This is a genomic window from Phenylobacterium sp. (assembly GCF_030698145.1).
Classification (GTDB): domain Bacteria; phylum Pseudomonadota; class Alphaproteobacteria; order Caulobacterales; family Caulobacteraceae; genus Phenylobacterium.
The window spans coordinates 1-10,161 of the sequence record NZ_JAUYNW010000116.1; the positions used below are offsets into that span (position 1 = coordinate 1).

Consider the following 10,161-nt stretch of genomic DNA (forward strand, 5'->3'; position numbering starts at 1 on the left):
GACCAGCGCCATCTACGGCATGCCGATCCTCGACGTGGAAAAGGCCCGCACCGTGCTGTTCGTGAAGCGCGGCATGTCCTCGGGCTACGCCGGCGTCGAGAACGAACTGTTCTTCCGCGACAACACCATGATGCTGTTCGGCGACGCCAAGAAGATGGTCGAGGGCATCCTCAAGGGCCTCTGACCCGCGACTAGCGCCCCGACACGCCATGGCCGTCGGCCATGTTCCTGGCGACCCGCTGGACCAACCTGTTCTTCACCAACAACCGGCTGACCAAGGGCGACATCGTCGGCGGTCCGGTCTGCCCCAACTTCGGACGAGGCGTCCTGGACATCCCGATCGAGCGCCGCATCCTGGGCGACGGGTTCCTGCACAACGAGTACCCGAAGTGGCCAGACCAAGACCAGCGCCTGGGCCCCGGCCGGCGACACCCGCGCCTACACGCGGCCGCCCTCTCACATCGCCCGTCTGCGCCAGGCGATGAACCTGTTCGAGACCGACGAACTTGAGAACCAGCTGACCGACGCGAACTTCCGCGCCTGACCGCGCGAAACACGGCGGCGGGCGTACAAATCTATGGTTTGGCTTAGCGGCGCCTGCGACAATGAATTCGCGAATAGCGGTTTACCTCGCCCTTCTTTCGTCTAAAACCCGCGCCAATTAGCACCTGCGCCCACGTTGATCGTCGTCGAAGCTTGGCCGCTTCACCTCTAGCGGCCTCAATATAAGCTCGACTGTACTGGAAGAGGTTCATTCTTGAATTCAACTGAATTGGCCGTGTTCGGCCGCTTGCGCCATTTTGGGCTGGAAGCCGCCATGGCCGTCGGCCTGACCCTCACGGTCGTGACCGCCGCCTACGCCGCCGGCGCTGACCTGTCGTCGCCGGCCGTCGCCGCCAAGCCGCAAGCTCCCCCGCCGGTCGCCGCGCCCGCCGAGCCGGCCGCCCCGCCGCCGGCGGTGTTCGATTGCGGCGAGCCGGTGCCCGGCCATTCCGTCAATTCCCCCTTCGGCCTGCGCCGCATGCCGTGGGAGAAGCACGGCCGCCTGCATGAGGGCGTCGACATCTCCGCCCCCATCGGCATGCCGGTCCTGGCGGTCGCCGACGGCGTCATCACCCGCGCCGGGAACAGCGCCAGCTACGGCCGCTTCGTCGAGGTGAAGCACGCCGAGGGCCTGGTCAGCTTCTACGCGCACCTCGGCCGCATCGACCCGCGCGCCAAGCCCGGCGTCGCCGTCCTTGGCGGCCGGATGATCGGCAAGATCGGCTCCAGCGGGACCTCCACCGGCCCGCACCTGCATTTCGAGATCCGCCAGGACGAACGGCCGCTGAACCCCGTCGCCTTCATCGGCCAGGAGTTCGCCACCGCCGAGGACCTGCCGCTGCGGTCCGCCGCGCGCTATTCGCGTCGCGTGCGCGTGGCCCAGGTGTCGTTCATTCCGGAAGCCAAGCGCGCCCTAATGGAAGGTCCGCGCAAGGCCGGGAAGGCCGAGCGTCCCCGCGCCACCCTGATGATGACAGCCCAGTCCGCCGATACCGCGGGCGCCGAGGTCAGCGCGACGCTTCCGGCTTCGCGCACGGCGCCCACGGTCCCGACAGCGGGCTAGGCGCGCGGCCGCCCGAACGCCTTCTCCGCGGCGAACGCGGCGATCAGGGCGGCGATCGGCGTGGCGACCACGAACCAGGTCGGGTGCGGGATCAGGGTTAGGGTCCAGGCCGAGAAGGCGAACAGGCACAGGGCGGCGATCCGCCCCGCCCAGGCGCGCCGGCCTGCAATCAGGTTGGCGGTCGAGGCGCCGAACAGCACGCCCAGGAACCAGGCCAGCAGGACGGCGATCTTGGCTTCCAGCGGGATCTTCGACATCACCGTGCCGAGCGCGGCGGGATCGGTGAGGTCCACGCCTGGCGGCGGCGGGAAGATCGTGTGGCCCATGCCCTCGACTACGCCGGTGACCACCATGCCCACCACGACACCCAGCAACACGCCCAGGATCAGCCGCAACATTTCCGACAACCTCGCCTCGATCTCTTTGCGCAAACTCGGCTAGTTTCCAGCCATGCTCAAGTTTGATCGATGACCGGCGCCGGCTTCCACCCCGATCGGGGCGAACTGGTCGACATCGGCGGGCGTCGGCTGCGGGCCGTGCGCGCCGGGCCTGGCGGCGAGCGGCCCCTGGTCGTGCTGGAGTGCGGCGCCTTCGGGTGCGCGGCCGATTGGGCGGTGGTGCAGGCCAGGCTGGCCGCCAAAGGACTTGCGAGCCTGGCCTACGACAGGGCGGGTCTGGGCTATTCCGATCCTGGCCCCTCGCCCCGCGACGGGGCGGCCATCGCCGACGACCTGGAGCGGCTGCTGGACCGCCTGGGCGAGCGCGGGCCCTATGTGATGGTCGGGCACTCCATGGCTGGCCTGCTGCTGCGGGTTTCCGTGCCGCGCCGTCGCGAGAAGGTCCTGGGCGTGGTGCTGGTCGACGCCGTCACGCCGGAGGCCATCGACGTCAAGAGCGCCGCGCGCGCCGTACACGCCTATCGCGGCGCCATGAAGCTGGTCGGCATGTGGTCGGCCGCGGGCTTCATGCGGCCGGTCTCCCTGGTTATCGGCGATCTGATCGGGCTGGAGGGCGAAGCCTCGGTCGAGAAGCGCCGCATCTACGGCTCGGCGGTCCATACGAGGTGGGCGGCCGATGAGGTGCAGCAATGGCCTCGCACCGCCCTGATGGCCCGTCCGCCGTTCGATCCCGACCTGCCCGTGGCCGTGGTGACGGCCGGCGACGAACGGATCTCGGCGCCCCTGAAGCGCCTTCAGGTCGCCCCGGCCCTGGCGTCGAAGCGCGGCTATGTCGACCATGTGCGCGGCGCCAACCACGCCAGCTTGCTGGGCAAGCGGTTCGCCGACCCCATCGTCAAGGGCGTGGAGCACGTGCTCTCGGTCTAGGGCTCGCGCTCCACTACGCCGCAGGCGGCCAGCAGGCGTTCATGAGCCAGGGCGCGGACGTTCAGGCCGGGATCACTGGCGGCCAGGACGATGTCATCGCCGTGGACCGCTACCGGCAGTCCCGGACGGGTGCTGGGCGTCAGGCGCGCCAGGCCGTGTCGTTGACCGGCCGGCAGCCGCGCCGCGCGGCCAGCCAGCGGCAGGATCGTCGCGGCGCGCGCGGCGGTGATTTCGAATCGCCCGTCCCAGACCGAAGGTCGGCCGGGGTCCAGAACCAGGGGTTCCAGACCGGTCCGGGCCATTTCGCCGGGCTCCCGCATAAACCGCACTTGCGTGTCGTCGGCCTCGACACGCGCCCCAGCGAGGCTGGCGGTGAAGGTCTCGCGGCCCCGCAGCCGCAGCGCCAGCCGCTCGACCCGGTCGCGCCGAGCGGGCCGTGACGTCCCCGCGGCGCACAGGCAGGCGACGCCGACAAAAATGGTGATCTCGCCCTGCCGCAGGCTCTCACGCGGCAGGGCGATCAGTCCCGAAGGATCATCGCGAACCTGCGCGGCGAGGCGCGCCAGATCCGCGGCAGGTCCGGCCGGGACGACCTCAGCGGCCCCGGCGTCCAGCACGCGCCGCGCCCGCGCGCGGGCGAAACGCAGATCGTCATTGGCCGGATCATCGATCCATTCCTGCCCCTGCGCGGCCAGCCATGCGCGGATCGCCGCGCGGCCGGCGCCCAGCAGCGGCCGCAGCAGGAAAAGCCCCCGGCCTTCGGGCCAGACCGGAGACGGCGCCCATTCGCGGACGGTGGGCGTGGTGGAGCCGGCCAGCCGCATGGCCCGCGCCTCGGCGACATCGCCCGCCGTGTGACCCATCAACAGGACCTTGGCGCCGGCGGCCCGCGCGGCCTCGGCGAGCAGGCGGTGGCGCGCGTCGCGGGCTGCGGCCGGGAGGCCTGTCGTCGGCTTCTCGCCGGCCCAGGCCAGGGCCTCGAACCCAGCGCCAAGGCGCGCGGCCAGCTCGGCGCAGGATCGCGTCCAGCCGGCGCTCGCGGGGTTCAGCCCGTGGTCGACGGTGAGGATCAAGAGGCGGCGGCCATTCGCCTTGGCCCAGGCCTCGGCGGCCATGGCCAGGGCCACGGAGTCGCCGCCTCCCGAGACCGCCACGGCCAGCGGCCGGCCGCTGTGGGCCCTTAGGCGCCGGTCGAGGACGTCGCCGGCGCCGAGATCGTCGGACGAGGCGCGGGCTAGGCCGCGCACTTGGCTTGGCTGCGCGCGGCCGCGGCGCGGCTCTGCACGGCGGGCGCAGCCTTGGGATAGCGGCGCTGGAACTCCGCCAGGGTCTGGCAGGCGTCGGTCGGCTTCTTGAGCTGGATCAGGGCGCGGGCCAGCTCGACCACGGCGTCGGGGGCCCAGGGCGTGGGCGGCCAGCCGCGGATCGCGCCGATATAGGCGCCGGCGGCGTCGGCGTGGGCGGCGCGGGCCGAGAGCGTCTTGCCCAGCCAGTAGCGCGCCTCGGGCGCCTTCAGGCTGTCGCCGTAGCGGGCCACATAGGCGCGGAAGCCGGCCTCGGCCCCATCGTAGTCGCCGCTGAGCATTAGCTGCCGCGCCTGGTTGAAGGTCTCGGTGGCGGTCAGGGACGGCGGGGCGCCCGAGAGTTCCGGCGCGTCGGCCGCGGGCGCGACGGCGCTCTCGACGGCGACGGCGCGGGTCTCAAGCGCGGTGATCTTGGCGTTGAGCCCGGCGATCTGACCCTTGAGAGCCTCGTTCTCGCGACGGGCCAGTTCCGCGTCGCGGGTCGTGGTCTCGATGTCCCCGGTCATGCGGGTCAGGGTCTGTTCCAGTTCGGCCAGGCGTCGGGTCAGCTCCTGGAGCTGGTAGTCGGTCTCCGCCGGCTGGATCACCACCGGTTTGCCGGAGTCGCGACCCTGGAAGACGATGGCGCGCAGTTCGCGCATCACCTGCTCCATGCGGTCGAGGCGGCGCGCGTCGCGCGCGTCCAGCGGATCGATGGGGGTCTGGGCCAGCGCGGTCGTGGAGATGAGCGCGAGCGCGAGCGGCAGGGCGAGGCGGCGGAGGATCATGGCGTCACTCTAACCTGGCGACCGAATTGGGGTTCGCGAAGCAGGCGGGACCCGATCTGGGGGTCCCGCCCGTAGCTCGCGGCCGGAGACTAGCGCGCGCCGCCGGTGATCGCCGTCGCGGCGTTCCGGTTGCGTTGGTAGGACTCCTCGCTGGTGCCCGGATCGATCGGGCGTTCCTTGCCGAACGACACGGTGGAGATGCGGTTGGGCGCGACGCCCCGGCCGACCAGGTGTTCGCGCACGGAGTTGGCCCGGCGCGACCCGAGGGCGAGGTTGTATTCGCGGGTGCCGCGTTCGTCGGCGTTGCCTTCGATCCGGACCTGGACGGCCGGATAGCGCACCAGCCAGGCGGCCTGGGCGTCCAGCACCGGGGCGGCGTCGGCGCGGATGCTATACTGGTCGAGGTCGAAATAGACGCGGTCGCCGACATTGACCACGAAGTCCTGGGCCGAGCCCGGAACGGCGCCCACAGGCGCCGGGGCGGGGGCCGCGGTCGGCGGCGCCATCGGTGCGGGCGCGGGCGGCGGCGCGGTCGGCGCGACCGGCTGGGGCTTGGGTTTCGACGCGCAGGCTGTCAGCGACAGCGCCGCGGCGGCGATCAGGGCCAGTCGAACGGCGCCTTTGGTGTTGAAGCTCTGCACGTGGGCTTCTCCTTCTGATGTTTACGACGGCGGGTTCCCAGACGTTCTGAGTACCTGCACCTATTCGGCTTTTTGAAGGCCTAACAATCCGGTGATGGCGCGGTGTGCGCGCCAATACCTGAAACGACTAGTTCAACAACGGCGACCAGGCCGGGTCCGAGGCCGACCCCGGATAGGGGGCGGGTCGCAGGATCCGCCCGGTGACGTCCACCGTCCACAAACGCGGGGGACCGCCAGGCGTTTCACGGCTGAACATCAGCACCCGGCCGTTGGGCGCCCAGGTCGGGCCCTCGTCGAGATAGCTGGTGGTCAGCAACCGCTCGTCGGAGCCGTCGGGCTTCATCACCCCGATGTGGAACTGGCCGCCCACCTGCTTGGTGAAGGCGATGAAGTCGCCGACTGGGCTCCAGACCGGCGTGGTGTAGCGTCCGGAGCCGAATGAGATGCGCCGGGCGCCCGAGCCGTCGGCGCCCATGATGTAGAGCTGGGGGCTTCCTCCGCGGTCGGAATTGTAGACGATCCGTGTCCCATCGGGAGAGAACGACGGCGAGGTCTCGATGGAGGGATCGGAGGTCAGCTTGGCCGAGGCGCGGTTGCGCAGGTTCATCACATAGATGTCGCTGTTGCCGTTGCGCTCCACCGAGAACGCCACCCGTCCGCCATCCGGCGAGAAGCGCGGGGCGTAGACCATGCCGGGGAAGCTTCCGAGGGTTTCGCGCCGGGCGGTCTCCAGGTTGAACAGGTAGATCGAAGAGCCCTCCGGCCGCAGGGCCATGTAGGTGATCTCCTGGCTGGTGGAGGAGAACCGCGGCGTCATGACGATGTAGGCGCCGTCGGTCAGGTAGCTGGGATTGGCCCCGTCCTGGTCCATGATCCCCAGGCGCTTGACCCGGTTCAGCCGCCCGCCGCTCTCTGAGACGAAGACGATGCGGGTGTCGAAATACCCCTTCTCACCGGTCAGGCGCTCATAGACCGCGTCGGAGATCTTGTGCGCCACGCGCCGCCAGTTCTCAGGCGTGGAGGTGAACTGCAGGCCCAGGAGCGGCTGTTCGGCATAGACGTCCCAGAGGCGGAAATTCACCGTCAGGCGGCCGCCTTCGACGACGACTTGGCCGTTGACCAGGGCCTGGGCGTTGATCGCCTTCCAGTCGGTGAACTTGGGCTGGACGTTCACATCCAGGGATTTTTCGATGAAGGCGTTCTGGTCGATGGGGCGAAACAGGCCCGAGCGTTCCAGGTTGCCGGTGATGACCTGGGCGATCTCCGCGCCCCGCGCGCCGCCAAAGGCCGGAATGGCCACCGGCAGGGGCTGGACGTCGCCGCGATTGACGTCGACCTCGATCTGCGCGGCGGCCGGGGCCGCGCCGGCCAGGGTCGTGGCGAGGATCGCCAGCATGGTCAGGACAAGGGTTCGCATCGGACGTGCCTCCTGAAGGCTTAGGAACAGGCTTCTGCGGCGTTGAAGTTGACCGCGATGCGGTCGCCGTAGAAGTCGCGGGGCAGGTTCTTGAAGGGGGCGGCCTGGTAGACCGCGCGGATGGCGCGTTCGGCGGCGGCCTGTTCGACGGTGTTTGACGAGCGTTCCTGGCCGCCGGCGGTGACCGGGCCCACCACCTGGCCGCCGGCGCCCAGTGTGAAGATCACCCGCACCTTGACCGAGCGGCCGCCCTCGACCTCGCAGTTGGGATTCCAGCGGCGCTGGAGCTCGTCGGCCAGGCCCTTCAGCGCATTGGCGGCCAGGCCTTCGCCGAGGTCGGGCCGGGCGACCTTGGCGGTCTCCGGGCGCGACGGGCCCTTGGCGGCGGACGAGGACTTGCCGCCCGAGGCCTTGGCGGCCTTGGCGATCGTCGCCTCCAGCGCGTCGAGGTCCAGGCCGGCGGTCTTCTGCGGCTTCGCCGCGGGCTTGGCCGGCGCCTTGGCCGCGACGGCCGCGGCGGGCGCGGGCTTGGGCGCCGGCGGGGCGGGAACCGGCTCCGGCGCCGCGGCCTCCGCGGGCGCGTCGGGAACCGGCTGCTCGGTCTGGGCGGCCTGGTCCTCCGGCGCCTGGATGGCCGGGCGCAGGTCGGTCTGCGGCGCGTTGGTCACGATGTTCACCGGCACGGAGCCGCCGACGGCCAGGTCATGGGTCCACGGCCACGACACCAGGGCGAGCGCGAACACGCCTCCGTGCAGCAGGGCCGAGGCGATCATCGCCGGGGAGTAGTCGGACCGCCAGGCCGCCATGCCGGCCTCAGCGCTTGCGGGCGTCACCGCCCGAGGATGGCCCGCCGGTGTCGGTGATCAGGTTGATCGAGGTGAAGCCCGAAGTCGACAGGGCGGCCATCACCTGGGCGACGATCTCATAGGAGGCCTTGCCGTCGGCGCGGACATAGATCGGTTTGCCGGCCACGTCGCCGACCATGGCGCGCAGGCGCGGGGCCATGCCGGCGAAGGACACCGGGTCCTCCTGGATGTACAGCGCGCCGTCCTGGCGGATCGAGACGGTCAGCGGCTCGGAGTCGTCCTCCATGGCGCCGGCCTCGGTCTTCGGCAGCTCGACCGGCACGCCGACTGTCAGCAGCGGGGCCGAGACCATGAAGATGATCAGCAGCACGAGCATCACGTCGACCAGGGGCGTGACGTTGATCTCGGCCAACGCCCCGCGGGTGCGGCGGCTGCGGCGTCGGCGCGATCCGCCGCTGGCGGAAAAGGCGTCGTGGGCGGAGAGCGCCATGACTCAGCCCCGCTCGGCCAGCCGCCGCTGGATGGCGGTCGACAGGTCGTCGGCGAAGCCCTCCAGCCGCGCCGCGTATCGTCCGGCGTCGGACGAAAAGCGGTTATAAGCGATGTAAGCTGGGATCGCCGCGATCAATCCGACGGCCGTGGCGAAGAGGGCTTCGGCGATGGAGGGGGCGACGACGGCGAGGTTGGTGGATTTCTCCACGGCGATGGCCTGGAAGGCCTTCATGATCCCCCAGACCGTGCCGAACAGGCCGACGAAGGGGGAGGCGGTGGCGACGATGGCCAGGGAGGAGAGGCCGGTTTCGACGCGGGCGCTTTCGCGGGCGATGGTGGTGTCGAGCTGGCGGTCGATGCGCTGGATCAGGAAGGCGGCCTGGCTCTCGGAGGTGACGCCGCGCTGGCGGGCCTCGCGCCACTCGCGCAGGGCGCCTTGCAGCATGCGGGGCAGGGCCTCGGCGGGACGTTCGCCGGCCTCGGCGGCGATGTCCTCCAGGGGCTGGCCCGAGGCCACCTGGTCCTCGAAGGCGTCGGCCTGGCGGTTGAGGGCGGTCAGGCGGAACAGCTTGTCCAGGATCACGGTCCAGGACCACAGGGACGCCAGGATCAGCCCAACCATCACGCCCTTCACAACCCAGTCGGCGCGCAGGAACAGGTTGATGAAGGAAAAGCTGTCGGCGGTGATCGGCGCGGGGTCCATGCGGGCTCCAGATTAGCGGCGGGCCTAGTCTTCAAACCTCCCGCGATGGCGATCTTAAGGCCGCCATTTTTGGTTAACCGCGACTTAACGCGGTCAAGCGAAATAGGGTCGCAACTGATCCAACATTCCGGCGGGCGGCTTGCGCGGGCGGCCGGCCAGGTCGATGCAGGCGGCCTCCACCTGGGCCGAGCAGATCAGCTCATCGCCGCGGAAGATGCGCTGGCCGATGAACAGGCGCGGCCCTCGGGCGCTGTCATAGGTGGTCCGCACCACCAGGGCGTCGTCGATGCGGGCGGCGCGCTTGAACGCCAGCTCCATCTTGACGATGGCGAAGGCCGCGTCCTGGTCCTGCAGCTCGGCATGGCGCACCCCGGCCAGCCGCAGGAAGTCGCTGCGACCGCGCTCGAAATAGCGGACATAGTTGGCGTGATAAACAATGCCTGTGAAATCAGTGTCTTCGTAATAGATGCGCACCGGCAGCAGGTGCTCGCGGCCCTCGAGTTGGCCGGCGGAGGGCTCCAGGCTCATTTCGCCGACCGCACGTCGAGGGTCGCGCCCGAGGCCAGGATTGCGCCGACCCCGTACATCAGCCAGGCGCCGGGCAGGGTGAGATCGACCGCGCCATAGAGGCTGGGCTGCCAGACGAAGGCCAGGCCGTCCAGCAGCAGGGCGGGGGTGCAGGCGAGCGCCGCGGTCCTCAGGTGGCCGCCGGGCTGGCCCTTGGTCAGGCGGTGCACGGCCAGCACCACCAGCGGCGAGAGCGCGGCGCTGACGGCGAAGAGGATGGCCGCCGCGCCGCGGCCGAACCAGCCCAGTGGGAGCGCGTAGCGGATGGCCATGGCGGCGGCGAACCAGAGGACCGCTCCCAGCACGACGAGCACGATGTTGCGGGCCATGGCGAAGCTCCCCTCAAGGCGAGGATGGCGTAAGTCGCTGAATCGCGGAAGCCGCGCTGACGCAGATCCTCCCCCAGCGCGCAGCGCGGTTTGGGGGAGCAACCGTAGTTAGGCTGGCGCATGTCTCCAGTCTGTGTTGTCGCGGATCATGGCGTTGAGGGTGACGAGGAGCCGTCGCATGCAGGCGGTGAGGGCGAGCTTTGT

General features: G+C 70.4%; 14 protein-coding genes. 4 read left to right on the top strand and 10 right to left on the bottom strand.

All coding sequences use genetic code 11. The annotated features are described in order from the left end of the window. The 3 genes from Q8Q77_RS17160 to Q8Q77_RS17170 all read left to right on the top strand — a co-directional run. Window positions 1–184: NAD(P)(+) transhydrogenase (Re/Si-specific) subunit beta (locus tag Q8Q77_RS17160; RefSeq protein ID WP_305583229.1), on the top strand; the 184-nt coding region annotated here is incomplete at its 5' end. A 38-nt stretch (window positions 185–222) separates the two neighbouring features. Further along, window positions 223–510: a hypothetical protein gene (locus Q8Q77_RS17165; protein ID WP_305584893.1), complete on the top strand. Its 288-nt coding sequence runs from the start codon at window positions 223–225 to the stop codon at window positions 508–510. Between the two features lie 307 nt (window positions 511–817). Next, entirely contained in the window at window positions 818–1,606 is a 789-nt protein-coding gene (locus Q8Q77_RS17170; protein WP_305584895.1) for a M23 family metallopeptidase, read from the top strand. On the opposite strand, the gene Q8Q77_RS17175 is transcribed toward Q8Q77_RS17170, so the two are convergent. Next, window positions 1,603–2,037, bottom strand: a complete 435-nt coding sequence (locus Q8Q77_RS17175; RefSeq protein ID WP_305584897.1) for a hypothetical protein — start codon at window positions 2,035–2,037, stop codon at window positions 1,603–1,605. The genes Q8Q77_RS17170 and Q8Q77_RS17175 overlap by 4 nt on opposite strands. 36 nt (window positions 2,038–2,073) lie before the next feature. On the opposite strand from Q8Q77_RS17175, the gene Q8Q77_RS17180 reads away from it, so the two are divergent. After that, on the top strand, window positions 2,074–2,931 hold the full coding sequence (locus Q8Q77_RS17180; RefSeq protein ID WP_305584899.1) for an alpha/beta fold hydrolase: 858 nt from the start codon (window positions 2,074–2,076) through the stop codon (window positions 2,929–2,931). On the opposite strand, the gene tilS is transcribed toward Q8Q77_RS17180, so the two are convergent. The 9 genes from tilS to Q8Q77_RS17225 all read right to left on the bottom strand — a co-directional run bounded on the left by tilS (window position 2,928) and on the right by Q8Q77_RS17225 (window position 9,957). Continuing rightward, on the bottom strand, window positions 2,928–4,178 hold the full coding sequence (gene tilS, locus Q8Q77_RS17185; protein WP_305584901.1) for a tRNA lysidine(34) synthetase TilS: 1,251 nt from the start codon (window positions 4,176–4,178) through the stop codon (window positions 2,928–2,930). The two genes, Q8Q77_RS17180 and tilS, sit on opposite strands and share 4 nt — an antisense overlap. Further along, window positions 4,166–5,002 carry a tol-pal system protein YbgF gene (gene ybgF / locus Q8Q77_RS17190; RefSeq protein ID WP_305584903.1) on the bottom strand — a complete coding sequence of 279 codons (837 nt, stop codon included), beginning with the start codon at window positions 5,000–5,002 and terminating at the stop codon, window positions 4,166–4,168. Before ybgF ends, tilS begins: the two co-directional genes overlap by 13 nt. A gap of 89 nt (window positions 5,003–5,091) precedes the next feature. After that, window positions 5,092–5,643, bottom strand: coding sequence for a peptidoglycan-associated lipoprotein Pal (gene pal, locus Q8Q77_RS17195; protein ID WP_305584905.1), 552 nt, complete (start codon window positions 5,641–5,643; stop codon window positions 5,092–5,094). Window positions 5,644–5,770: 127 nt separating this feature from the next. Further along, complete coding sequence (tolB, locus tag Q8Q77_RS17200; RefSeq protein ID WP_371130473.1) at window positions 5,771–7,039, bottom strand: Tol-Pal system beta propeller repeat protein TolB; 1,269 nt, start codon at window positions 7,037–7,039, stop codon at window positions 5,771–5,773. 41 nt (window positions 7,040–7,080) lie between these two features. Beyond that, window positions 7,081–7,866 carry an energy transducer TonB gene (locus tag Q8Q77_RS17205; RefSeq protein WP_305584907.1) on the bottom strand — a complete coding sequence of 262 codons (786 nt, stop codon included), beginning with the start codon at window positions 7,864–7,866 and terminating at the stop codon, window positions 7,081–7,083. Between the two features lie 7 nt (window positions 7,867–7,873). Continuing rightward, entirely contained in the window at window positions 7,874–8,356 is a 483-nt protein-coding gene (locus Q8Q77_RS17210) for an ExbD/TolR family protein (protein ID WP_305584908.1), read from the bottom strand. Between the two features lie 3 nt (window positions 8,357–8,359). After that, entirely contained in the window at window positions 8,360–9,061 is a 702-nt protein-coding gene (gene tolQ, locus Q8Q77_RS17215; RefSeq protein ID WP_305584910.1) for a protein TolQ, read from the bottom strand. Between the two features lie 93 nt (window positions 9,062–9,154). Next, window positions 9,155–9,589: a YbgC/FadM family acyl-CoA thioesterase gene (locus Q8Q77_RS17220; RefSeq protein ID WP_305584912.1), complete on the bottom strand. Its 435-nt coding sequence runs from the start codon at window positions 9,587–9,589 to the stop codon at window positions 9,155–9,157. Next, window positions 9,586–9,957: a hypothetical protein gene (locus Q8Q77_RS17225; RefSeq protein ID WP_305584914.1), complete on the bottom strand. Its 372-nt coding sequence runs from the start codon at window positions 9,955–9,957 to the stop codon at window positions 9,586–9,588. The genes Q8Q77_RS17220 and Q8Q77_RS17225 overlap by 4 nt, the downstream gene beginning before the upstream one ends. Window positions 9,958–10,161: the final 204 nt, after the last annotated feature.

Excerpts from the sequence above, each read along its gene's own strand:
- Q8Q77_RS17225 (WP_305584914.1), bottom strand. The coding sequence starts at position 9,957 with ATGGCCCGCAACATCGTGCTCGTCGTGCTGGGAGCGGTCCTCTGGTTC.
- Q8Q77_RS17205 (WP_305584907.1), bottom strand. The coding sequence starts at position 7,866 with ATGGCGGCCTGGCGGTCCGACTACTCCCCGGCGATGATCGCCTCGGCC.
- Q8Q77_RS17220 (WP_305584912.1), bottom strand. The coding sequence starts at position 9,589 with ATGAGCCTGGAGCCCTCCGCCGGCCAACTCGAGGGCCGCGAGCACCTG.
- Q8Q77_RS17180 (WP_305584899.1), top strand. The coding sequence starts at position 2,074 with ATGACCGGCGCCGGCTTCCACCCCGATCGGGGCGAACTGGTCGACATC.
- Q8Q77_RS17170 (WP_305584895.1), top strand. The coding sequence starts at position 818 with ATGGCCGTCGGCCTGACCCTCACGGTCGTGACCGCCGCCTACGCCGCC.
- Q8Q77_RS17210 (WP_305584908.1), bottom strand. The coding sequence starts at position 8,356 with ATGGCGCTCTCCGCCCACGACGCCTTTTCCGCCAGCGGCGGATCGCGC.
- tolQ (WP_305584910.1), bottom strand. The coding sequence starts at position 9,061 with ATGGACCCCGCGCCGATCACCGCCGACAGCTTTTCCTTCATCAACCTG.
- Q8Q77_RS17165 (WP_305584893.1), top strand. The coding sequence starts at position 223 with ATGTTCCTGGCGACCCGCTGGACCAACCTGTTCTTCACCAACAACCGG.
- tolB (WP_371130473.1), bottom strand. The coding sequence starts at position 7,039 with ATGCTGGCGATCCTCGCCACGACCCTGGCCGGCGCGGCCCCGGCCGCC.
- ybgF (WP_305584903.1), bottom strand. The coding sequence starts at position 5,002 with ATGATCCTCCGCCGCCTCGCCCTGCCGCTCGCGCTCGCGCTCATCTCC.